The following is a 20,894-nucleotide window of genomic DNA, read 5'->3' as shown; positions in this document are numbered from 1 at the left end:
ACAGGGGACGGAACCAGTCATGGCGAGCCAAGGCGTGAATCAGTGGGTCTACAGCTTCGGTGCGGGCAAGACCGAAGGCCGGGCGGACATGAAGAACCTGCTCGGAGGCAAGGGCGCCAATCTGGCGGAGATGGCCAACCTCGGCCTGCCGGTGCCGCCGGGCTTCACCATCACCACTGAACTCTGCACCTATTTCTATGCCAACGGCCGCACCTATCCGGCCGAGCTGAAGGATCAGGTCGCCGCCGCGCTGGCCGCGGTCGAGCAGGCCATGGGCGCCAAGTTCGGCGACGCCGCCAACCCGCTGCTGGTCTCCGTGCGCTCGGGCGCGCGGGCCTCGATGCCGGGCATGATGGACACGGTCCTCAACCTCGGCCTCAACGACGTCACGGTGCAGGGGCTGGTCAAGCGCTCGGGCGACGCGCGCTTCGCCTTCGACAGCTACCGCCGCTTCATCCAGATGTACGGCAACGTGGTGCTGGACGTTGACCACCACCACTTCGAGGACATCCTCGACAGCCACAAGCGCGACCGCAACAAGGCCTTCGACACCGACCTGACCGCCGACGACTGGGAGGCGGTGATCGCCGACTACAAGGCGATGGTCGAGCGCGAGCTGGGCAAGCCGTTCCCGCAGGACCCGCAGGAGCAGCTGTGGGGCGCCATCGGCGCGGTGTTCGGCTCGTGGATGAACGCCCGCGCCATCACCTACCGCAAGCTGCACGACATCCCGGCCGACTGGGGCACCGCGGTGAACGTGCAGTCCATGGTGTTCGGCAACATGGGCCAGGACTGCGCCACCGGCGTCGCCTTTACCCGCAACCCGTCCACCGGCGAGAACGCCTTCTACGGCGAGTACCTGGTCAACGCCCAGGGCGAGGACGTGGTGGCCGGCATCCGCACGCCGCAGCACCTGACCATCGCCGGCAAGCACGCCAACAAGTCCGACCTGCCGGCCATGGAAGAGGTGATGCCGGAGGTCTTCCAGCAGCTCAACGACGTCCGCCTGCGGCTGGAAAAGCACTACCGCGACATGCAGGACATCGAGTTCACGGTGCAGCAGAACAAGCTGTTCATGCTGCAGACCCGCAACGGCAAGCGCACCGCGCCGGCCGCGCTGAAGATCGCCGTGGACATGGCCAGCGAGGGGCTGATCGACAAGAAGGAGGCGGTCAAGCGCATCGACCCGGCCTCGCTCGACCAGCTGCTGCACCCGACCCTGGATCCCAAGGCGGAGCGCAAGGTGATCGCCAAGGGCCTGCCGGCCTCGCCGGGCGCGGCGTCGGGCAAGGTGGTGTTCACCGCCGACGAGGCGGAGAGCCAGGCCGGCCTGGGCGACGCGGTCATCCTGTGCCGCGTCGAGACCAGTCCCGAGGACATCCACGGCATGCACGCCGCCAGGGGCATCCTGACCACCCGCGGCGGCATGACCAGCCACGCCGCCGTGGTCGCCCGCGGCATGGGCCGCGCCTGCGTGTCGGGCGCCGGCGAGCTGCGCGTCGATTACAAGACCAAGACCATCATGGTCCGCGACATCGTCGTGAAGGAAGGCGACATCCTCACCATCGACGGCTCGACCGGCGAGGTGATGCTGGGCGAGGTGCCGACGATCCAGCCGGAGCTCAGCGGCGACTTCGCCACGCTGATGGGCTGGGCCGACGAGATCCGCCGGATGAAGATCCGCACCAACGCGGAGACGCCGCTGGACGCCCGCACCGCGCGCAAGTTCGGCGCCGAGGGCATCGGCCTGTCGCGCACCGAGCACATGTTCTTCGACCCGCAGCGCATCCTGGCGGTGCGCGAGATGATCCTGGCCGACAGCGAGAAGGGCCGCCGCGCCGCGCTGGCCAAGCTGGAGCCGTACCAGAAGCAGGACTTCATCGAGCTGTTCGAGATCATGGCCGGCCTGCCGGTCACCATCCGCCTGCTCGACCCGCCGCTGCACGAGTTCCTGCCGACCACCGAGGCCGACATGGCCGAGGTCGCCAAGGCCGCCGGCACCGACCTGCTGCGCGTCCAGCAGCGCTCGGTGCAGCTGCACGAGACCAACCCGATGCTGGGCCTGCGCGGCTGCCGCCTCGGCATCGCCTTCCCGGAGATCTACGAGATGCAGGCCCGCGCCATCTTCGGCGCGGTGGCGGAAGTGGCCAAGTCCGGCCAGACCGTCATGCCGGAGATCATGATCCCGCTGATCAGCACCAAGAAGGAGCTGGACATCCTGAAGACCATGGTCGACCGCGTCGCCAAGGAGACCATGGCGGCCACCGGCCAGACCTTCGAGTACATGGTCGGCACCATGATCGAGCTGCCGCGCGCGGCGCTGCTCGCCGGTGAGATCGCCGAGACGGCGGAGTTCTTCAGCTTCGGCACCAACGACCTGACGCAGACCACCTACGGCATCAGCCGCGACGACGCCGGCAGCTTCCTGCCCGACTACGAGCGCGCCGGCATCATGGAGCACGACCCGTTCGCCACCCTCGACCCCGAGGGCGTGGGCGAACTGGTCCGCATCGCCGCCGAGCGCGGCCGCAAGACCCGGGCGAAGATCAAGCTCGGCATCTGCGGCGAGCACGGCGGCGACCCGGCCTCCATCGCGTTCTGCGAGTCGGTCGGTCTCGACTACGTCTCCTGCTCGCCCTACCGCGTGCCGATCGCGCGTCTGGCGGCGGCGCAGGCGGCGCTCAGCTCGGACACCGTCAAGCGCGACTGATCCTTGCCGTGACGACGAAAGCCTCTTCCGGTCCGCCGGGAGAGGCTTTCTCTTTTTGCGTCGCGGCAGGGCGGGGCCGCTGATACACTGGTTCCATCGCTAACGATCTTTTGGGGCCGGGATGCCGGACGCGACGCTGCTCGCCTGGAAGGACGCGTGGTCCATCGGCGTGCCGGAGCTCGACCGCGAGCACGCGGCCCTGGTGCAGGACTTCGCGCGCCTGATCGACCCGGCGCGGCGCGGCGACCACGCCTTCCAGCGCGCCGCGCTCGACGCGCTGACCGAGCACGTCTGCCGGCACTTCGATCACGAAGAGCACCTGATGCGCGAGTGCGCCTACCCGGAGCTCCGCCGGCACGCCGAGGTGCACGCGATGCTGCTCCGGCAGCTCACCCAGTTCGAGGCGCTGCTGAACGCCCAGCCGGAGGACGGCGCCGGCCCGAGCATCCTGGACTTCGTCGGCCGCTGGCTGCTCGACCACATCCAGGAGGACGACATGCGTCTCGGCGTCTACCTGCGCGACCGGTTCCGGCAGCGCAAGGCGTCGTAGGCTACCGCCGCCACAGCTCCACGTCGCCCTCCAGCGGCGCCTGCCTGAGGGTGCGCAGGTAGTCCAGCTCCTGCGACACGGTCTCGCGCTCGGTCTCCGGGCGCAGCAGGCGGCGCATCGCCTTGCCGGTGGTGGGGAAGAAGTGGATGCGCCGGCCGGTGGCGCCGCCCAGGTCGCGGCCGGTCAGCCGCAGCCCCTCGCGCTCGACGAAATCCAGGGCGAAGGCGGCGTTGGCGACGCCGACGTCCATGCTGCTGTCGATCACCCGGGCGCCGCCGAACAGCTTGACCTCCAGACGCTCCTTCCGCGCGCCGCGCGCCAGCAGGTCGTTGATCAGCCGCTCCATGGCGACGCCGCCGTAGCGGGTGGCGATGCCGATGCCCCCCTCGGCCGGGGCGCCGGGCAGCAGGAAGTGGTTCATGCCGCCGACGCGCGCGACGGGATCGTGCAGGCAGGCGGCGATGCAGGAGCCCAGCGTCGTCACCAGCATGTCGTCGGCGCGCGACGAGATCCGGTGATGGCCCAGCACCACCGGCACGACGTAGGTCTTGAACTCGGGATCGTAGTAGGAGCCGTCGGCGCGCACGCCCTCGGCGCCGGCGCCCCGCCGGTCGTGCGCCACGTTGCCCGCGTGCCCTGCCATCACGGCTCCTCCTGTGCGTCCGACGCTAGACAGGATCGCTTAGGAAAGTGCTAACGCTGTCCACAATCAGCGGCTAAACGTTGTCTCCGCGAACATGGAAGGGCAGCAGGGCACATGAGCAATGGCCGCGACTGGACGTACGAGGCGATCCGGAAGATCGAGGCGGACTTCAACCGCTCGGCCGACACCCACCTGATCCGCCTGGATGTGCCGGCCCTGCCGGACATCACGCTGTACCTCAAGGACGAGTCGACGCACGCCACCGGCAGCCTGAAGCACCGGCTGGCCCGCTCCCTGTTCCTCTACGCGCTGTGCAACGGCTGGGTGGGGGAGGGGACGACGGTGATCGAGGCGTCCTCCGGCTCGACCGCGGTGTCGGAGGCGTACTTCGCGCGCCTGCTCGGCCTGCGCTTCATCGCCGTGATGCCGCGCGGCACCTCGTGCGAAAAGGTGGCGCAGATCGAGTTCTACGGCGGCCACTGCCATTTCGTGGACGACCCGACCACGGTGGTCGCCGAGAGCCGGCGGCTGGCGGCCGAGGTCGGCGGCCACTTCATGGACCAGTTCACCTACGCGGAGCGCGCCACCGACTGGCGCGGCAACAACAACATTGCCGAATCGGTCTTCCAGCAGCTGGCGCAGGAGGAGCATCCGGTGCCGGAGTGGGTCGTCTGCGGCGCCGGCACCGGCGGCACCTCGGCGACCATCGGGCGCTACCTGCGCTACCGCCGGCACGCCACCCGGCTGTGCGTCGTCGATACCGAGAACTCGGTGTTCGCCGAGTCCTGGCGCACGCGCGACCGCACGGTCACCCGCAGCCGGGGCTCTGCCATCGAGGGCATCGGCCGGCCGCGCGTCGAGCCCTCCTTCGTGCCGGAGGTGATCGACCACGTGATCGACGTGCCGGACGCCGCCAGCTTCGCCGCCATGCGCGTGCTGTCGCGGATGATCGGCCGCGCGGTCGGCGGCTCCACCGGGACCAACCTGTGGGGCTGCGCCGAGCTGATGGCAGAGATGCGGCGGACCGGCCGCGGCGGCTCGGTGGTGACGTTGCTCTGCGATTCGGGCGAGCGCTACCGCAACACCTACCACGACGACGCCTGGCTGGCGGCGCAGGGCTACGATCTGGCGCCGTGGACGGGGCGGCTGGAGCGGTTCTTCAGCGTCGGCGAGTGGTGAGGAACCTTGCCCCCTCCCTAGCCCTCCGCCGCTTCGCGGGAGAGGGAACTCCGCCGCCTCGTCGGCAGCCCCCTCCACCGCAACGCGGGGGAGGGATGGGGAGGGGGCAAAACCCTCCTCAAAGCAGGATGATCCACGTCGCCTCGCGCCCCTTCACGCCATCGCGCACATGCATCAGCACGCGCTGGCCAGGCGGCAGCAGGCCGACGCTGCAGCGGCGCAGCAGGCTCTTGTGCACGAACACGTCGCGACCGCCGTCGTCGGCGACCACGAAGCCGAAACCCTTGTCCGGCTTGAACCACTTCACCGTGCCGGCGGCCTCGGCCTCGTCGCCGGGTGCGGCGGGCGGCTGTGGCGCGGCGCCGCGCACCTCGACCAGGTCGCTGACCTGCGGCCCTTTGCCGCCGGGGACGACGCGGCAGACGATCTCGGTTCCCTCGGGGATGTCGTAGAGGCCGGCGCGGGTCAGCACCGAGACGTGCAGGAACGCAGCGGGCGAGCCGTCCAGCGGCGCCACGAAGCCGAAGCCCTTGGCCGGGTCGAACCATTTGACCACAGCGTTGACCTGGATGCCCTCGTGCAAGGTCCTGTCCCCCTACCCGAAGAAGGGATTTAGCCACACTCGAATTCGTCCCGCCAGTGTCTTTCCTCGGTTATCCTGGGACTGCCGAGGGGCGGGGCCGGCGGGTTGCTTTCCCGCCGGCCGCCGCCCATCTGCGGGAGTGGCAAGCCCGGCGCAGAACGGGCGACACGAAACAGGGGAGGTCAGTCATGGATGAAGCCGCCGAGGCTCTGTCCGGCAATCCTTGGGAGCGCGCCTATCCGGCGGACGTGGACTACCACGCGGCGCTGCCCCGTCGTCCGCTGCACGAATTGATGGATGAGGCGGCGCGCCGCTTCGCCGACCGTCCCTGCCTGGACTTCCTGGGCAAGCGCAGCACCTACCGCGAGATCGGCGCCCTGGTCGACCGCGCCGCCAAGGGCTTCCAGGAGATGGGCGTGCGCAAGGGGGTGCGCGTCGGTCTGTTCCTGCCCAACACGCCCTATTACGTCATCTGCTACTTCGGCATCCTGAAGGCCGGCGGCACGGTGGTGAACTTCAACCCGCTCTACGCCGAGCGCGAGCTGAAGCACCAGATCGACGACAGCGGCGTCGAGACCATGGTGACGCTCGACCTCGCCGTGCTCTACGACAAGATGGCGCGGATGCTGGACGAGACCGGGCTGACGCGCGTCGTCGTCTGCCCGATGGCGGAGATCCTGCCCTTTCCCAAGAACTGGCTGTTCCCCGTCGTCAAGCGCAAGGAGCTGGCGACGCTGCGCAAGGACGCCACCACCATTCCCTTCGCCCGGCTGACCGCCAACGACGGCCGCCCGGCATCGGTGTCCATCGACCCGGCCGAGGACGTGGCGGTGCTGCAGTACACCGGCGGCACCACCGGCGTGCCGAAGGGGGCGATGCTGACGCACGCCAACCTCACCGCCAACGCCGAGCAGTGCTCGCTGTGGTTCGTCGGGGCCGAGTCGGGGAAGGAGCGCATGCTGGGCGTGCTGCCGTTCTTCCACGTCTTCGCCATGACCGTGGTGATGAACCTGAGCATCCGGTTCGGCGCCGAAATCATCCTGCTGCCGCGCTTCGACCTCGACCAGGTCATGCAGACCATCCACGACAAGAAGCCGACGCTGTTCCCCGCGGTGCCGACCATCTACACGGCGATCAACCACCACAAGGACCTGGGCAAGTTCGACGTCTCGTCGATCCGCTTCTGCTTCTCCGGCGGCGCGCCGCTGCCGGTCGAGGTGAAGGAGGCGTTCGAGCGCAACACCGGCTGCATCCTGGTGGAGGGCTACGGACTGTCCGAGTCCTCGCCGGTCGCCACCGGCAACCCGCTGCGCGGCGTCAACAAGCCGGGCTCCATCGGCCTGCCGCTCCCCGGCACGGTGATCGAGATCGTCAGCCTGGAGGAACCGCGCCGCGTGCTGCCGCCGGGCGAGAAGGGCGAGGTGTGCATCCGCGGCCCGCAGGTGATGAAGGGCTACTGGAACAAGCCGCAGGAGACCGCCGAGACGCTGCAGGACGGCCGCCTGCACACCGGCGACGTCGGCACCATGGACGAGGACGGCTACGTCTTCATCGTCGACCGCATCAAGGACATGATCCTGTGCAGCGGCTTCAACGTCTACCCGCGCAACGTCGAGGAGGCGATCTACCTGCACCCGGCGGTGGCCGAGTGCGTGGTGGCCGGCGTGCCCGACGAGTACCGCGGCCAGACGGTGAAGGCGTACGTCCGCCTGCTCGACGGCGAGGACTTGACCCGGGAGGAGCTGTGCGCCTTCCTGAAGGACAAGCTGTCGCCCATCGAGATGCCGAAGATCGTCGAGTTCCGCGGCGAGTTGCCGAAGACGATGATCGGCAAGCTGAACCGCAAGGCGCTGCTGGAGGAGGAGAAGGCGAAGCGTGCCGGAGGAGAGCGTGTCGACCATGGCTGAGACGCCGCCCGAATCGGCGCCGGATCCGGCGGACGCCGAGAAGCGCCGACGGCTGCGCGGCTTCCTGAACCACCTCATCGCCTATTTCGCGGTGATGGTGGTGCTGGTGCCGGTCAACGCGGTGCTCGATCCCGGCCGCGCGTGGTTCGTGCTGCCGCTGGTCGGCTGGGGCGCGCCGCTGGCCCTGCACGCCGCCTACGCCATGGGCATGATCGGCAGGAAGCCGGGGGCGGGCGCATGAGCGGGCGCAAGGCAGTCCTGGCGCGCATCTCCGGCCGCGTGCAGGGTGTGTGGTACCGCGGCTGGACGGTGGAGCGGGCGAGCGCGCTGGGCCTCAACGGCTGGGTGCGCAACCGCGCCGACGGCACGGTGGAGGCGCTGTTCGCCGGCCCGGCCGACCGGGTGGACGCCATGCTGGCCGCCTGCCGCGAGGGCCCGCCGGCCGCCGCCGTCCGCGACGTGGCGGTCGAGCCGGCGCCGGATCCCGGCGGCGGCCCCTTCGAGCAGCGGGCGACGCAGTGACGCTCGCGTCTGGTTAGCGACTCGTTAGCCATGTCGGGCTAAGGTGCGCCGCATGAGGATCCTGGTTCCGCTTGCCGTTCTGATGCTGGCCGCGGCAGCGCCCGCGGGCGCCGCGTCCGTGGACCGCACCGACCCGCAGCATCTCAGGCCACCGCCGCCCGGCGGCTACGACCTGCCGCTGTCGCCGCCGGTGGTGAGGTTCCCGCTGCCGCCGCAGTGGCTGACCATCAAGAGCGACATGGACTGGCGCAAGGCCGGCGTCTTCGACAAGAAGCTCAGCGACGCCTGCGCCCTGCGGAAGTTCACCGAGAAGCTGCCGATGCGCTTCCGCGCCGCCTACAAGGGGGAGATCCTGGGCGTGGCCTTCGGGCACGGGCTGAACCTGGACGACCCCGGCAAGCTGGCCGATCCCAAGATGATCTATCTGTTCCGCAACGGCGACAGCACCCAGTGCGGCGTGCTGAAGATGCCGAACGACGACCCGCGGATCTCCGCTGGCAAGCCCGAGGCGGCCCGCTAACCCTCGGCGTCAGCCTTCCCGAACACCTCCTCCCACGTCGCCATCAGCGCCGAATCGACGTCCTCCATGGTCACCAGATGGCCGAGCGCCACCATGGAGGTCACCCCGTACTGGCTGATCCCGCACGGCACGATGCCGGCGAAGTGCGACAGGTCCGGCTCGACGTTCAGCGCCACGCCGTGGAAGGTCACCCAGCGGCGCACCCGCACGCCGATGGCGGCGATCTTGTCCTCCTGGCCCTTCAGCCCGCCGTACGGCCCCTTGTCGACCCAGATGCCGACCCGGCCCTCGCGGCGTTCGCCCTTGATGTTGAAGGAGGCGAGGGTGCGAATCAGCCACTCCTCCAGATCGTGGACGTAGGCCCGCACGTCCGCCCCGCGCGCCTTCAGGTCCAGCATCACGTAGGCCACCCGCTGCCCCGGCCCGTGGTAGGTGAACTGCCCGCCGCGGCCGGTGCGGTGCACCGGGAAGCGGTCGGGCTCCAGCAGGTCCTCGTCGCGGGCGCTGGTGCCGGCGGTGTAGAGCGGCGGGTGTTCCAGCAGCCAGACCAGTTCCGGCGCCGTGCCGGCGCGGATCGCCTCGACGCGGGCCTCCATCTCGGCGATGGCCTCCTCGTAGGGCATGGGCTCGTCGCTGATGCGCCATTCGATGGGGTTCATGGGTGGGCTGACCACTTTCTTTGCGTTTGATGAAATGCGCGGCTTGATCCCGCCATCGGGATCTGGTATTCCCCCGCCCACTCCGGTGCAAGCATCGGATGCCTACCAGGGATGCGGTCGTGGCGGAATTGGTAGACGCGCAGCGTTGAGGTCGCTGTGGCAGAAATGCCGTGGAAGTTCGAGTCTTCTCGACCGCACCATCTCCGGTTCTTCCGGGGGTTAAACGAAAAGCCCGCTGGCCGATGGCCGAGCGGGCTTTTTCGTATCCGGAGGCTGGCCCCAGGCTCTGTTCAGCGGATGAACACGTACTGGTCCAGCGACACCCGGCGCATGGTCTGCACGATGTAGGGCTGGGCGTTCACCACGGTGACGCTGCCCTGCCGCTCGCGGCAGCGGTTGGCCAGCACGAACAGCATGCCGATCGCCGTCGAATCCAGGAAGGTCAGGTAGCGCAGGTCGAGCGGCACCTCCGGCTTCGCCGTGAAGTCCCAGTGCGCCAGCATCTCGTGGAACTTGCGGCTGTCGTCGTAGGTGAAGCGTCCCGACAGCAGGATGCCATCCTGCCCGTCCACTTCGGTGAAGGCGTACTCCATCGCGCGAAACCCTGACCCGCTGTTGCTGCGCCCATATTACGCAGGTATGCGGCGGATTACACAAAGTTCACGCGTGGTCCCGCCCGACACGCTGGACAAAGGCGCGCCCCGCCTATATTCCGTGCGAGCCCCGTCGGCCGCGCCAAGCCGGGCCGCCGGGGCTCCTCGACAAGACCTAAGCGTGCACCCCGGTGCTGCCGAAGCGGGAGCGGACGATGGACGTGGCCGAAAACCGTGACCCGCACCAGCCGCCGCCGCATCAGCCGGAAGAGCCGCGCCACCCCTTCCGCGAGGAGGACGAGGAGCGCGCCTACGGCGTCGATCCCGACTTCGTGGAGGAGATCGGCGACCTGCTGCGCGACGGCCGCGCCGACGAGGTGCGCGCCGAGGTCGAGGATCTGCACGCCGCCGATGTCGCCGACCTGATCGAGCAGGTCGGCCCGGACGAGCGCGAAGCCCTCATCGACATCCTGCGCCCGAACTTCGACGGCGAGGTGCTGTCGCACCTCAACGAGGACCTGCGCGAGCAGGTCATGGAGCTGTTCGAGCCGAAGGAGCTCGCCGCCGCGGTGGCCGAGCTGGACACCGACGACGCCGTCGACCTCATCGAGGACATGGACGAGGAGACCCGCAAGGCGATCCTCGACAACCTGCCCGCCGAAGACCGCGCGCTGGTGCAGGAGAACCTGACCTACGAGGAATACACCGCCGGCCGCCTGATGCAGCGCGACCTCGTGGCGGTGCCGCAGTTCTGGACGGTTGGCAAGACGCTGGACTTCCTGCGCGCCTCGGGCGACGACCTGCCGGAGGACTTCTACGACCTCTTCGTGGTGGACCCGCTGCACCGGGTGGTCGGCGCGGTGCCGCTCTCACGGGTGATGCGGCAGAAGCGCTCGGTGCGCATCGCCGACATCGCCACCGAGGACCTGCACACCATCCCCGTCACCATGGAGCAGGAGGAGGTGGCGAACCTCTTCCGCCAGTACGCCCTGGTCTCCGCCCCGGTGGTCGACCAGGCCGGGCGCCTGCGCGGCGTCATCACCGTGGACGACGTGGTGCACATCATCGACGAGGAGGCGGAGGACGACATCCTCAAGCTCGGCGGCGCCGGCGACACCGGCGTCTACACGCCGATTCGCGAGATCTCCAGGTCGCGCCTGTGGTGGCTGCTGGTCAACCTGGTCACCGCCTTCATCGCGTCGGGCGTCATCTCGCTGTTCGAGGGGGCGATCGAGAAGGTCGTGGCGCTCGCGGTGCTGGCGCCCATCGTCGCCTCCATGGGCGGCAACGCCGGCACCCAGACGCTGACCGTGGTGGTGCGCGCGCTGGCGACGCGCGAGCTGTCGCCCGCCAACGTCTGGCGCGTCTTCGGCAAGGAGCTGGTGGTGGCTCTGATCAACGGCGTGGTCTTCGCCGTGCTGGTCGGCGCCATCGCCTGGGTGTGGTTCGAGCCCACCATCGGCGTCGTCATCGCCTGCGCCATGATCATCAACCTGTTCGTCGCCGGCCTGTTCGGCGTGATGATCCCGCTGGGCCTGGAGAAGCTGGGCGTCGACCCGGCGGTGTCGAGCACGGTGTTCCTCACCACCGTCACCGACGTGGTCGGCTTCTTCGCCTTCCTGGCGCTGGCGACCGTTTTTCTGCTGTAATTGTTCCCTCAAACGGCGGGCGGGGCCGTCCGGCCCCTTGCCTTCGCGGCCATGTGGCCGCGGGGCTCCCGGCGGATCCATCGGATCCGCCTGCCGCCAGCACAAACCTTGCGGGTTTGTGCGAGAGGCCTCAACGGCCCAGTCGCGCTACGCGCTCCAAAAACTTCTTGCTTTGGTTGCGGCGGCCCGTCAGCATGTGGGCTCGGCATGGGGTGCTGCGCGTGGTGCGCGGCTGAGATCAAACCCATCGAACCTGTCTGGGTAATGCCAGCGAAGGGAGCCGCCTATGAGCGATTCTGCGCCCGCAATCCATCCATCGTCCTCTAAGTCCCCGTCCGTCGCCGTGATCGGCGCCGGCGCCATCGGCCTGGGCATCGCCTGGCGGCTGGCGTCGGCCGGCGCCCGGGTCGATGTCTTCGACCAGGGCGAAGCCGGACGCGGCGCCACGCACGCCTCCGGCGGCATGCTCGCCGCCTGCATCGAGACCGAACCGGGGGAGGAGTGGATGCTCCCCCTCAATCGGGAGAGCCAGCGGCGCTGGCCCGCCTTCGCGGCCGAGCTGGAGGCCGCCACCGGCCTGTCGGTCGAGCTGCGCACCGAGGGCACGCTGTACATCGGCCACACCGCCGACGACATGGCCCGCCTGCGCTTCCTGCACGAGTTCCAGCGCGGCCTGGATCTGCCGATCGAGCTGCTGAACGGCGCCGAGGCCCGCCGGCGCGAGCCCTACCTGCAGCCGGGCGTGGCCGGGGCGCTGTTCAGCCCGGAGGACCATCAGGTCGAGAACCGGGCGCTCAGCCGCGCCCTGCACGCCGCCGTGCTGAAGGCCGGCGGCCGGGTGCACGAACACGCGGCGGTGACCCGCATCGAGCTGCGCGGCGGCCGGGCGGCCGGCGTGTGGGTGGGTGACACGCTGCACCCGGCGGACGTGGTGGTGCTGGCCGCCGGGGCGTGGTCGCGCGGCGTCGAGGGCTTGCCCGCCGCGGGCCGCCCGCCGGTCCGGCCGATCAAGGGGCAGATGCTGGCCCTGCGCATGGACCCGGCGGCGCCGCTGCTGCGCCACGTGGTGTGGACGCCCACCACCTACCTGATCCCGCGCCTGGACGGCCGTCTGGTGATCGGCGCCACCAGCGAGGAGCGCGGCTTCAACGAGGACCTGACCGCCGGCGGAATCTTCTCGCTGCTCGAAGGCGTGTGGCGGGCGGTGCCCGGCGTCGCCGAGCTGCCCATCGACGAGATGTGGACCGGCTTCCGCCCCGGCAGCCGCGACGACGCGCCGATCCTGGGAACCGGCGAGGTGGAAGGGCTGGTCTACGCGACCGGCCACCACCGCAACGGCATCCTGCTGGCGCCGGTGACCGCCGACGCGATCGCCCGCCTGATCCTCACCGGCGAGACCGATCCGGTAATCGCCGGGTTCGGCATCGGGCGGTTCCGGGAGGCGGCATGACCACCATCCGCGTGAACGGCACGGCGGAGCCGCTGGATGCGGCCTCCGTCGCCGACCTCCTGGCCACGCGCGGCATCGGGCCGGACACCCCGGCCGTCGCCGTGGCCCTCAACGGCGCCGTGGTGCGCCGGGCGCAGTGGGCGGAGACGCCGCTGCGCCCCGGCGACGATCTGGACATCGTCCGTCCCTTCCAGGGCGGCTGAGCGGGAGACTTCGACATGACGACTGACGACACGCTCACCATCGGCGGGCGCCGCTTCCGCTCGCGCCTGTTCCTCGGCACGGGGGGCTACCCCAACCAGAAGGCCATGCTGGACGCGCTGGCCGCCTCCGGCACCGAGGTGGCGACCGCCGCCATCCGCCGCATCAGCCTGGACGGCTACGGCGAGAGCCTGATCGACGTGCTGGGCGGCCGGGTGACGCTGCTGCCCAACACCGCCGGCTGCCTGACCGCGAAGGAGGCGGTGCTGACCGCCCAGCTCGCCCGCGAGGCGCTGGGCCTGGACTGGGTCAAGCTGGAGGTCATCGGCGACCGCGAGTTGCTCTATCCCGACTCCGAGGAGCTGCTGAAGGCCACGGCCGAACTGGTGGCCGACGGCTTCACCGTGCTGCCCTACTGCACCGACGATCCGGTGACCTGCCGCAAGCTGGCCGACGCCGGCGCGGCGGCGGTGATGCCGCTGGGCGCGCCCATCGGTTCCGGCCTAGGCATCCGCAACCCGCACGCCATCGAGGTGATCTGCGCCCGCAGCCCGGTGCCGGTGATCCTCGACGCCGGCATCGGCACGGCGTCCGACGCGGCGCTGGCGATGGAGCTGGGCTGTTCCGCCGTGCTGCTCAACACCGCGGTGTCCAAGGCGCGCGACCCGGTGCGCATGGCGGCGGCGATGCGCGACGCGGTGGCGGCCGGCTGGAACGCCCGGCTGGCCGGCCGAATCCCGCGGCGTTTCGGCGCGGAGGCGTCCAGTCCGCAACTCGGCTTGATCGGTTCGTGACTTCGCGCCAGTTTAGGCGGGTCTTTCCGCAACCGCGAGATACCCGACCGTGGCGCAGCCCAAGGAAGTTTCGTTCAAGCCCCGCGACCCCGACTGGAAGGCCCGCTGTCTGGCGGCGTTCGAGAAGCAGCCCATCGCCCGGACGGTGGGCATCTCCATCACCGCGCTGGAGCCCGGCTTCTGCGAGATGCGCCTGCCGTTCCGCGAGGAGCTGACGCAGCAGCACGGCTTCTTCCAGGCGGGCATCGTGGCGATGCTGGCCGACAACGCCGGCGGCTGGGCGGCCTACACGCTGATGCCGCCGAAGTCGGAGGTGCTGGCGGTCGAGTTCAAGATCAACTTGATGTCGCCGGCCAAGGGCGATGAGATGATCGCGCGGGCGCGCGTCGTGAAGTCCGGCCGCACGCTCACCGTCACTTCCATCGACGTGTCGATGCTGGACGGTGGGCGCGAGGTGGACGTGGCGCTGATGCAGCAGACCTGCATCGCCATCGTCGACTCCAACCAGTAAACCAGCGAGAGGGGACCATGAAGCGTTCGAGCGTTGCGGGTCTGTGTGCCGTGGCCCTGATGGCCGGGGCGGCGTTGATGGCCGGGCCCGCGCAGGCGAAGGAGCCGGCGGCCTGTCAGGCGATCTCCTTCCGCGCGATCCCGGCGGGCTCGCCCGACGGCGTGCAGGACGCCGGCCTGAAGCCCACCAAGTCCGGCAAGATCGAGATCAAGGCCGAGGTGCAGGGCGGTGCCGCCAAGAATTACTTCATGGCGATCAAGGGCAACAAGATCGACGGCGCCGACAAGGGCCCGAAGGTCTCCGACGGCTGCCTGAAGTCCAAGCACGTGGCGCTGCCCTACAAGACGCAGCCGGCCGGCGCCTGCACCGGCGAGCGCTTCCGCGTCGTCATCGAGACGCAGGGCGCCAAGAAGGTCGCCCAGTTCTTCGGCCTGCACGGCAGCGCCTGGGAGCACTGCTCCAGCGCGACGATGTGAGCGGATTGGCCGAAAGCCCCTTCCCCCTCGCGGGGAGGGGCTTTTCCACGCTTCCATACGCCACCGTATCTTCCCAAGCGCCGTTCCACCCGCTATGTTAGGGCAACGAACGACATTCCCCGGGAGGAACCCATGCTGTCCAACCAGCTGCCGTCGCTGAACTTCGACCTTGGCGAGACGGCGGACATGCTGCGCGATTCCGTGCGCAGCTTCGCGGCGGACGAGATCGCGCCCCGCGCGGCCGACATCGACCGCGAGAACGACTTCCCGGCCGACCTCTGGCGCAAGATGGGCGACCTCGGCATCCTCGGCGTCACCGTCGAGGAGGAGTACGGCGGCGCCGGCATGGGCTACCTGGAGCACGTGGTGGCGATGGAGGAGATCTCCCGCGCCTCGGCCTCGGTGGGCCTCAGCTACGGCGCGCACTCCAACCTCTGCGTCAACCAGATCCGCAAGAACGGCACCGAGGAGCAGAAGCGCAAGTACCTGCCCAAGCTGATCTCCGGCGAGCATGTCGGGGCGCTCGCCATGTCCGAGCCGGGCGCCGGCTCCGACGTGGTGTCCATGCGCCTGCGCGCCGACAGGAAGGGCGACCGCTACGTCCTCAACGGCACCAAGATGTGGATCACCAACGGCCCGGACGCCGACACCCTGGTGGTCTACGCCAAGACCGACCTCAACGCCGGCCCGCGCGGCATCACCGCCTTCCTCATCGAGAAGGGCTTCAAGGGCTTCTCGGTGGCGCAGAAGCTGGACAAGCTGGGCATGCGCGGCTCCAACACCGGCGAGCTGGTGTTCGAGGACTGCGAGGTGCCGGAGGAGAACGTGCTGGGCGGCATCGGGCGCGGCGTCAACGTGCTGATGTCCGGCCTGGATTACGAGCGCGCGGTGCTGTCGGGCGGCCCGCTCGGCATCATGCAGGCGTGCATGGACATCGTGATTCCCTATATCCACGACCGCAAGCAGTTCGGCCAGCCGATCGGCGAGTTCCAGCTCATGCAGGGCAAGATCGCCGACATGTACACCATCATGAACGCCGCCAAGGCATACGTGTACGCGGTGGCCAAGGCCTGCGACCGCGGCGAGACCACCCGCAAGGACGCCGCCGCCGCCATCCTCTATTCCGCCGAGAAGGCGACCTGGATGGCGCTGGAGGCGATCCAGGTGCTTGGCGGCAACGGCTACATCAACGAATATCCGACGGGACGCCTGCTGCGCGACGCCAAACTCTACGAGATCGGCGCCGGCACCAGCGAGATCCGCCGCATGCTGATCGGCCGCGAGCTGTTCAAGGAGACGGCGTAATCCGATGAGGGGGTAGGGCATGGGCTCGCTGATCGCCGCCGCCTTCCTGCTGGCCACGCATTTCGGCATCTCCTCGACGCCGTTGCGGGCCGCGCTGGTCGGGCGGATCGGCGAGCGGCCGTACCTCGGCCTCTACTCCCTCGTCTCCGCCGCGGCGTTCTGGTGGCTGGGCTCGGCCTACGCCGGCGCTTCCACCACGCCGCTGTGGCCGACGCACCCCTGGCAGGCCTGGGTGCCGCTGCTGGTGGTGCCGGTGTCGCTGCTGCTGCTGGTCGCCGGCTTCTCGACGCCGAACCCGACGGCGGTCGGGCAGACCGCCGGGCTGGAGCGGCCGGACGCCGCGCGCGGCATCCTGCGCGTGACCCGCAACCCGTTCCTCTGGGGCGTCGGTCTGTGGGCGCTGGCGCACATGGTGCCGAACGGCGACAGCGCCGCGCTGGTTCTGTTCGGCACGCTGACCGTGCTGGCCCTGGCCGGATCGGTCCTGATCGACGTCAAGCTCGCCCGGCGGCTGGGGCCGGCGTGGGACCGTTACGCCGCCGCGACCTCCAACGTTCCCTTCGCCGCCATCCTGGCCGGCCGCCAGCGCTTCGTCTGGTCGGAGATCGGCTGGGTGCGGCTGGCGGCGGCGCTGGTGCTGTACGCCGCCTTCCTGCACGCCCACAAGTGGGTGTTCGGCGTGTCGCCGCTGCCGGTGTGACGCGGAGCGGTGCGGCCGGCGGACGCCGAAACGGACCAGTGTGAGACATCGCGGGACCGTGGGCGGGGGCGCTCAGTACGTTTGCCGTGACCCACCGATGCATTTCCGGTACTTATGACGTCAACCGTGTCGAACCGGGCGTCGCATACTGTTCCATGGTGCGGACTGCAGGCGCGCGATCTGCCCGGGCAGGCAGCCCGGGCGTTTTGGACGAGTCCGTATAAAAATCATGGTGCAGGCATGCTGAAGGTTTTGCTCCCTTGGAAGTTGGAATCTTATAAACTTATCAATGGATACCATCCTCTTCTCGCAAGTTTTGTTGATGCCTGTCCGGATGGCATGGAATTCGTTGTGCCGGATGACTCCTCCACCTTTGGGGATGAGGAGGTTAAGCGCGTTACGTTCGAGTATATCAGGGAGACTCTGCTTTTCGGCGGGTTGGCTGCGGCGGGAAACGCCGATGTTACGAAATGGGTCAATGGTTTGATGTTCTCCAGAAATCCGGCCGATCAAATGCGGATTGAGTCGTATGCTGGAAAGGTTGACGTCGTTTTCCACCACACCGCGCCGGTTCATCTGAGCACCATTCCGTTCGTTCTTCACTTTGAGTCATTGACCACGTTGTTTTGTCCATATTTGAGCATGGGGGAAACCCGCGACGTCAATTTGAGGGAGCAGGCGGCGTTTGGGCTTGTAAAACGAACTTTGGAATCGGACGCCTGCAGGGGCGTTTTCACTCACCTGAAGGGCAGCCGTGACGCTCTTGTGAAGAGTTTCGCAAGCGACAAGATCGCAGAGAAAACACAGTATGTGCCGCTCGGTGTGACTGCTCCGGTGGATTTCGAGGAGCGGATCGTCCAAAAAATACAAGGAATCCCGCAGCGGCGCGGGTTGAACATCCTGTTCACCAACTCCGCGCACGCCCGTGTCGGCAACTTCTTTCTGCGCGGGGGCGTGGAGTTGCTGTTGGCCTTCCAACGGCTGCTGGAAAGTGCTCCCGATGCGACGCTGACCATCGTCTCCAAGAGACCACCATTCGAGTTGTTCCAGAACCTCAATATGCGGAATGTCGTCTGGATCGAAGAACCGATCGACGACGCCAAGCTCTACGAGCTTCTTCTGGATGCCGATGTGTTTGCGCTTCCGGCAGCCGGCCTGCACAGCTATTCGGCATTGCGGGCCCTGAAGTTCGGGGCCGTCCTGATCTGCAGCGACGCGCCGGGGTATGATGAATACGTGGTCGACGGCGAAACCGGAATCGTGGTTCCCGGGCGCTTGGCGCAGATCTATCAACCCGATCCGGAGACCGGCTGGATGAGGGACGATTATTCGAGCGCGTTGACGTGGCAGCCGCCGATTGCCGAGCGCCTCGGCGACGCGCTGGAGCGGCTGGCCGCCAACCCGGAGGAGCGCCACCGCATTGCCGCCGCCGCCTACGACCATGTCGCCCGCCATCACGCGATGGGGCCGTGGGTCCAGGGCATTGCCGCCATGCTGGGGGCCTGACCGGGCACCGGCTGCAGACCACCACGTCATGCCGCCGGCGTTACACTCTGTTACGCAACACCCGGCCGGCGGACATGGTGCCGTTACAGTGGGCGGCTAAGCATGGATGGTGCTCGACAACACCAACAAAGGGCGGCCATCCATGCTTCTCAGGCTGATTCGCGGAGACGCCGACTTTCCTTCGTCGCGGGAGGCGGAGCGCCGTCAGGAGCGGATGGAGAAGATCGTCAGCAACATGGTGATCGCGCTGGCGATCTTCTTCGTGTCGTTCTTCTTCGCGCTGTCCATCCTGGATTTCCTGCTGTAGCGCCTACTGGACCCTCATCCCCCGCACCGCGTCGGCCAGCGTCCGCCGCGCCTCGTCCACGTCCTTGCGGGCGGTGGCGAGATCCTTGGCGAGGCGTTCCAGCTGCGTCTCCGCCTCGCCCATCTTGGCCGCGGTGCGGCGGGCGAGGTCGCTGTTCGGCGGCAGCGGGCCGAGGTTCTCGCGCAGGCGCGCCTGATCCTTGATCACCTCGTCGCGCTCCCGCTCCACCGCGCCGACGCGGCGTTCGCGTTCGGCGACCGCGGTGCGCAGGGCGGCCACGCGGCCCAACGCCTCGCGCAGCGCGGGCGGCAGCTCGGACGAGGCGGCGTAGGCGGCGATGCGGTCGGACGACAAGCCGGTCAGCGCGACCTGCTCCTGCCGCGGCTGCTCGGCGACCGCGGTGAGCGTGACGGTGGCGCCGGCCGGCACCTCGACCGGCAGGCGGTAGGCGGTGGGCGTCGCTTCGCGCGCCCCCGCCGGCTCGACCAGCGTCCAGCCGGGGCGCCGCGGGTGCTCGACGATCACCGTGCGTGGCTCGCGGGCGGCGCCGGCCACGGTGTAGGTGGTGGTCTGCCGCTCGGTGACCGTCAGGTGCAGGACGCCATCGACGATGGAGGCGCGCGACAGCGTCTGGCTCGGCTGCTCGGCGCGGTCGATCCTGACCTTCTGGTCGACCGCGACGCTCAGCAGCCGCTGCTCCCCGGCCGGCAGCGCGGCGAGCTGGGCGTCGCCGACGTAGGACACCGTGCCGCCGTCGCGCTCGTACAGCGTCAGCACGCCGGGCGGCAGGCCGGTGCCGGAGTCGTTGTCCAACCGCACGGCGGCCAGCGGGTGGCGCGGCTGCGTCGCCGGCTGGTAGAGGTCGAGCCGTGCAGCCGGCACCGCGCGGGCGACGATGGGCAGCAGCAGCGAGCTGCCGTTCGGCGCCGACACCGGCTGCGGGTAGCGGAACAGGACCTGCGTGGTGGCCTCGGTCCCCTCGGCTGCCGCCGGCTGGGCGGAGCGGGGCGTGGGCGCCGGAGCCATCTTCGCCACCGGCGTGGCCCCGGGCGCCGGGGGCGGCGGCGCCATCTCGGCGCTGCGGGCCGCCGCCATCGGCATGGTCACCGCGCCCTCGTCCGGGCGGGGCAGCACGCGGCCCAGCACCTCGACCGGCACCTCGGGCCGGTTGACGTAATAGGCGGTGTAGAGCGCCTGCCGGAAGGTCACCGGGTTGCCGGACACCACGGTCAGGTCGACGCCGGTCCAGTCGGCGCCGCTCATGTTCTCCAGCACCGCCCAGCCCTGCAGGTCGCCCGCTTTGGCCTCGCCGGCCGGCAAGGTCAGGCGGTAGGTCGCCTTCCACAGCGGCGCTGCCACCACGTAGCCGACGCGGACGGTGCGCGGCCCCTCGCCGGTGCTGCGGATGGTCAGGCTGCGGCGGTCGCGGGCGGTGTGCTTCGCCGTCGCGGCCAGCGCCGAGTCGACCTGCGCCTGCAGGGCCGGGTCGGCGAGGCGCAGCGATTCGGCGTCCTCCAGCAGCACCTGCTGCAGTCCGTCAGGGGTCATCAGCGTGACGCGGTGTCGCACCGTGGTGCCGCCGCCGTTGGGCAGCGCCGCCGTCTCCTCGGTGACCGAGAGCAGGCGGCCGGCGATCTCGCGCGATCCGGCGGTGCGCACCTCGGCCCCCTTGAGCGCGGTGAGCAGGGCGGTCGGCGACTCCAGCGCCTCCGGCCCGAAGGGCAGTTCGCGGAACAGTTCGCGCAGCGGTTCCTCGCCGGGCAGGCCGATGGTGCCGACGCCGCCCTTGTCGTCGTACACGACGATGCTCTTCAGCACGTCGTCCACCTGGTCGCGCCGCACCTCCAGCGTCAGCTCGGCGTCGCCGGCCACCTCCGCCTCGTGCTCGAAATAGCCGACGCCGCCGGTGGACAGCAGCACGCGCTTCAGCGTCAGGCCCTCGGCCCAGGCCGGGCCGGCGGTCAGGACGGCGGTCAACACCAGGAGCGTCGGGCGGAGCATGCAAGCACCTAATCAATGGTCGCAGGGCACACCATGATACCGGCAAATCGGGAAACATTGCGGCCATGCGGTGGCGTATGTTGGAATGTGCGCCGCCCTGCGCTTAGATGGAGCGGGCCAACAATCAG

General features: G+C 69.3%; 22 protein-coding genes, 1 tRNA gene and 1 riboswitch. Of the genes, 18 read left to right on the top strand and 5 right to left on the bottom strand.

The features are described from left to right. Positions 1–19: 19 nt before the first annotated feature. Positions 20–2,710: a pyruvate, phosphate dikinase gene (gene ppdK, locus ACRWK7_RS06815; protein ID WP_431855449.1), complete on the top strand. Its 2,691-nt coding sequence runs from the start codon at positions 20–22 to the stop codon at positions 2,708–2,710. Positions 2,711–2,831: 121 nt separating this feature from the next. After that, positions 2,832–3,260, top strand: coding sequence for a bacteriohemerythrin (locus ACRWK7_RS06810; RefSeq protein ID WP_431855448.1), 429 nt, complete (start codon positions 2,832–2,834; stop codon positions 3,258–3,260). Position 3,261: 1 nt separating this feature from the next. On the opposite strand, the gene ACRWK7_RS06805 is transcribed toward ACRWK7_RS06810, so the two are convergent. Next, positions 3,262–3,903 (bottom strand): chemotaxis protein, encoded by a 642-nt coding sequence (locus tag ACRWK7_RS06805; protein ID WP_431855447.1) that lies wholly within the window; start codon positions 3,901–3,903, stop codon positions 3,262–3,264. A gap of 114 nt (positions 3,904–4,017) precedes the next feature. On the opposite strand from ACRWK7_RS06805, the gene ACRWK7_RS06800 reads away from it, so the two are divergent. Next, complete coding sequence (locus ACRWK7_RS06800; protein WP_431855446.1) at positions 4,018–5,082, top strand: PLP-dependent cysteine synthase family protein; 1,065 nt, start codon at positions 4,018–4,020, stop codon at positions 5,080–5,082. A 118-nt stretch (positions 5,083–5,200) separates the two neighbouring features. On the opposite strand, the gene ACRWK7_RS06795 is transcribed toward ACRWK7_RS06800, so the two are convergent. Then, entirely contained in the window at positions 5,201–5,665 is a 465-nt protein-coding gene (locus tag ACRWK7_RS06795) for a cold-shock protein (RefSeq protein ID WP_431855445.1), read from the bottom strand. 188 nt (positions 5,666–5,853) lie between these two features. Between ACRWK7_RS06795 and ACRWK7_RS06790 the strand changes: the two genes are divergently transcribed. Genes ACRWK7_RS06790 through ACRWK7_RS06775 form a run of 4 tightly spaced genes read left to right on the top strand, consistent with a single transcriptional unit; the run spans position 5,854 to position 8,614 of the window. Beyond that, positions 5,854–7,572, top strand: a complete 1,719-nt coding sequence (locus ACRWK7_RS06790; protein WP_431855444.1) for a long-chain-fatty-acid--CoA ligase — start codon at positions 5,854–5,856, stop codon at positions 7,570–7,572. Further along, positions 7,565–7,813, top strand: a complete 249-nt coding sequence (locus tag ACRWK7_RS06785; protein WP_431855561.1) for a 2TM domain-containing protein — start codon at positions 7,565–7,567, stop codon at positions 7,811–7,813. Before ACRWK7_RS06790 ends, ACRWK7_RS06785 begins: the two co-directional genes overlap by 8 nt. Then, positions 7,810–8,094 carry an acylphosphatase gene (locus tag ACRWK7_RS06780; RefSeq protein ID WP_431855443.1) on the top strand — a complete coding sequence of 95 codons (285 nt, stop codon included), beginning with the start codon at positions 7,810–7,812 and terminating at the stop codon, positions 8,092–8,094. The genes ACRWK7_RS06785 and ACRWK7_RS06780 overlap by 4 nt, the downstream gene beginning before the upstream one ends. A gap of 52 nt (positions 8,095–8,146) precedes the next feature. After that, complete coding sequence (locus ACRWK7_RS06775; protein WP_431855442.1) at positions 8,147–8,614, top strand: hypothetical protein; 468 nt, start codon at positions 8,147–8,149, stop codon at positions 8,612–8,614. On the opposite strand, the gene lipB is transcribed toward ACRWK7_RS06775, so the two are convergent. After that, the gene (lipB, locus tag ACRWK7_RS06770) at positions 8,611–9,288 is read right to left on the bottom strand and encodes a lipoyl(octanoyl) transferase LipB (RefSeq protein ID WP_431855441.1); all 678 of its coding nucleotides are present in this window, start codon (positions 9,286–9,288) and stop codon (positions 8,611–8,613) included. The genes ACRWK7_RS06775 and lipB overlap by 4 nt on opposite strands. Positions 9,289–9,386: 98 nt before the next feature. Between lipB and ACRWK7_RS06765 the strand changes: the two genes are divergently transcribed. Continuing rightward, positions 9,387–9,473, top strand: a tRNA-Leu gene (locus ACRWK7_RS06765). A gap of 90 nt (positions 9,474–9,563) precedes the next feature. On the opposite strand, the gene ACRWK7_RS06760 is transcribed toward ACRWK7_RS06765, so the two are convergent. After that, on the bottom strand, positions 9,564–9,866 hold the full coding sequence (locus tag ACRWK7_RS06760) for an STAS domain-containing protein (RefSeq protein WP_109118133.1): 303 nt from the start codon (positions 9,864–9,866) through the stop codon (positions 9,564–9,566). 215 nt (positions 9,867–10,081) lie between these two features. Between ACRWK7_RS06760 and mgtE the strand changes: the two genes are divergently transcribed. The 10 genes from mgtE to ACRWK7_RS06710 all read left to right on the top strand — a co-directional run bounded on the left by mgtE (position 10,082) and on the right by ACRWK7_RS06710 (position 18,765). Then, positions 10,082–11,515 (top strand): magnesium transporter, encoded by a 1,434-nt coding sequence (gene mgtE, locus ACRWK7_RS06755; protein ID WP_431855440.1) that lies wholly within the window; start codon positions 10,082–10,084, stop codon positions 11,513–11,515. Positions 11,516–11,712: 197 nt separating this feature from the next. Further along, positions 11,713–11,811, top strand: a riboswitch (TPP riboswitch). Further along, positions 11,802–12,965 carry a glycine oxidase ThiO gene (gene thiO / locus ACRWK7_RS06750; protein WP_431855439.1) on the top strand — a complete coding sequence of 388 codons (1,164 nt, stop codon included), beginning with the start codon at positions 11,802–11,804 and terminating at the stop codon, positions 12,963–12,965. Its footprint overlaps the riboswitch before it by 10 nt. Continuing rightward, positions 12,962–13,168: a sulfur carrier protein ThiS gene (thiS, locus tag ACRWK7_RS06745; protein WP_431855438.1), complete on the top strand. Its 207-nt coding sequence runs from the start codon at positions 12,962–12,964 to the stop codon at positions 13,166–13,168. Before thiO ends, thiS begins: the two co-directional genes overlap by 4 nt. 15 nt (positions 13,169–13,183) lie before the next feature. Then, on the top strand, positions 13,184–13,960 hold the full coding sequence (locus ACRWK7_RS06740) for a thiazole synthase (RefSeq protein WP_431855437.1): 777 nt from the start codon (positions 13,184–13,186) through the stop codon (positions 13,958–13,960). Between the two features lie 49 nt (positions 13,961–14,009). Further along, the gene (locus ACRWK7_RS06735) at positions 14,010–14,471 is read left to right on the top strand and encodes a PaaI family thioesterase (RefSeq protein ID WP_431855436.1); all 462 of its coding nucleotides are present in this window, start codon (positions 14,010–14,012) and stop codon (positions 14,469–14,471) included. Between the two features lie 17 nt (positions 14,472–14,488). After that, a complete protein-coding gene (locus ACRWK7_RS06730) occupies positions 14,489–14,947 on the top strand; it encodes a hypothetical protein (RefSeq protein WP_431855435.1) in 459 nt (152 codons plus the stop codon). Between the two features lie 132 nt (positions 14,948–15,079). Continuing rightward, on the top strand, positions 15,080–16,252 hold the full coding sequence (locus tag ACRWK7_RS06725) for an isovaleryl-CoA dehydrogenase (RefSeq protein WP_431855434.1): 1,173 nt from the start codon (positions 15,080–15,082) through the stop codon (positions 16,250–16,252). A gap of 19 nt (positions 16,253–16,271) precedes the next feature. Beyond that, positions 16,272–16,952 carry an NnrU family protein gene (locus ACRWK7_RS06720; protein ID WP_431855433.1) on the top strand — a complete coding sequence of 227 codons (681 nt, stop codon included), beginning with the start codon at positions 16,272–16,274 and terminating at the stop codon, positions 16,950–16,952. Positions 16,953–17,192: 240 nt separating this feature from the next. Further along, positions 17,193–18,458 (top strand): glycosyltransferase family 4 protein, encoded by a 1,266-nt coding sequence (locus tag ACRWK7_RS06715; RefSeq protein ID WP_431855432.1) that lies wholly within the window; start codon positions 17,193–17,195, stop codon positions 18,456–18,458. Between the two features lie 142 nt (positions 18,459–18,600). Continuing rightward, complete coding sequence (locus ACRWK7_RS06710) at positions 18,601–18,765, top strand: hypothetical protein (protein WP_431855431.1); 165 nt, start codon at positions 18,601–18,603, stop codon at positions 18,763–18,765. Positions 18,766–18,768: 3 nt separating this feature from the next. Here the strand turns inward: ACRWK7_RS06710 and ACRWK7_RS06705 are convergent, their stop codons facing one another. Then, positions 18,769–20,766, bottom strand: a complete 1,998-nt coding sequence (locus ACRWK7_RS06705) for a DUF4139 domain-containing protein (RefSeq protein ID WP_431855430.1) — start codon at positions 20,764–20,766, stop codon at positions 18,769–18,771. Between the last annotated feature and the right edge of the window lie 128 nt (positions 20,767–20,894).

The sequence above is a fragment of the Azospirillum sp. genome (assembly GCF_050789165.1).
The sequence above is the reverse complement of the archived record's forward strand: the minus strand, read 5'-3'. Positions and strand labels throughout refer to the sequence as shown.

Excerpts from the sequence above, each read along its gene's own strand:
- ppdK (WP_431855449.1), top strand. The coding sequence starts at position 20 with ATGGCGAGCCAAGGCGTGAATCAGTGGGTCTACAGCTTCGGTGCGGGC.
- ACRWK7_RS06810 (WP_431855448.1), top strand. The coding sequence starts at position 2,832 with ATGCCGGACGCGACGCTGCTCGCCTGGAAGGACGCGTGGTCCATCGGC.
- ACRWK7_RS06805 (WP_431855447.1), bottom strand. The coding sequence starts at position 3,903 with ATGGCAGGGCACGCGGGCAACGTGGCGCACGACCGGCGGGGCGCCGGC.
- ACRWK7_RS06800 (WP_431855446.1), top strand. The coding sequence starts at position 4,018 with ATGAGCAATGGCCGCGACTGGACGTACGAGGCGATCCGGAAGATCGAG.
- ACRWK7_RS06790 (WP_431855444.1), top strand. The coding sequence starts at position 5,854 with ATGGATGAAGCCGCCGAGGCTCTGTCCGGCAATCCTTGGGAGCGCGCC.
- ACRWK7_RS06785 (WP_431855561.1), top strand. The coding sequence starts at position 7,565 with ATGGCTGAGACGCCGCCCGAATCGGCGCCGGATCCGGCGGACGCCGAG.
- ACRWK7_RS06780 (WP_431855443.1), top strand. The coding sequence starts at position 7,810 with ATGAGCGGGCGCAAGGCAGTCCTGGCGCGCATCTCCGGCCGCGTGCAG.
- ACRWK7_RS06775 (WP_431855442.1), top strand. The coding sequence starts at position 8,147 with ATGAGGATCCTGGTTCCGCTTGCCGTTCTGATGCTGGCCGCGGCAGCG.
- ACRWK7_RS06760 (WP_109118133.1), bottom strand. The coding sequence starts at position 9,866 with ATGGAGTACGCCTTCACCGAAGTGGACGGGCAGGATGGCATCCTGCTG.
- mgtE (WP_431855440.1), top strand. The coding sequence starts at position 10,082 with ATGGACGTGGCCGAAAACCGTGACCCGCACCAGCCGCCGCCGCATCAG.
- thiO (WP_431855439.1), top strand. The coding sequence starts at position 11,802 with ATGAGCGATTCTGCGCCCGCAATCCATCCATCGTCCTCTAAGTCCCCG.
- thiS (WP_431855438.1), top strand. The coding sequence starts at position 12,962 with ATGACCACCATCCGCGTGAACGGCACGGCGGAGCCGCTGGATGCGGCC.
- ACRWK7_RS06740 (WP_431855437.1), top strand. The coding sequence starts at position 13,184 with ATGACGACTGACGACACGCTCACCATCGGCGGGCGCCGCTTCCGCTCG.
- ACRWK7_RS06730 (WP_431855435.1), top strand. The coding sequence starts at position 14,489 with ATGAAGCGTTCGAGCGTTGCGGGTCTGTGTGCCGTGGCCCTGATGGCC.
- ACRWK7_RS06725 (WP_431855434.1), top strand. The coding sequence starts at position 15,080 with ATGCTGTCCAACCAGCTGCCGTCGCTGAACTTCGACCTTGGCGAGACG.
- ACRWK7_RS06720 (WP_431855433.1), top strand. The coding sequence starts at position 16,272 with ATGGGCTCGCTGATCGCCGCCGCCTTCCTGCTGGCCACGCATTTCGGC.
- ACRWK7_RS06715 (WP_431855432.1), top strand. The coding sequence starts at position 17,193 with ATGCTGAAGGTTTTGCTCCCTTGGAAGTTGGAATCTTATAAACTTATC.
- ACRWK7_RS06710 (WP_431855431.1), top strand. The coding sequence starts at position 18,601 with ATGCTTCTCAGGCTGATTCGCGGAGACGCCGACTTTCCTTCGTCGCGG.
- ACRWK7_RS06705 (WP_431855430.1), bottom strand. The coding sequence starts at position 20,766 with ATGCTCCGCCCGACGCTCCTGGTGTTGACCGCCGTCCTGACCGCCGGC.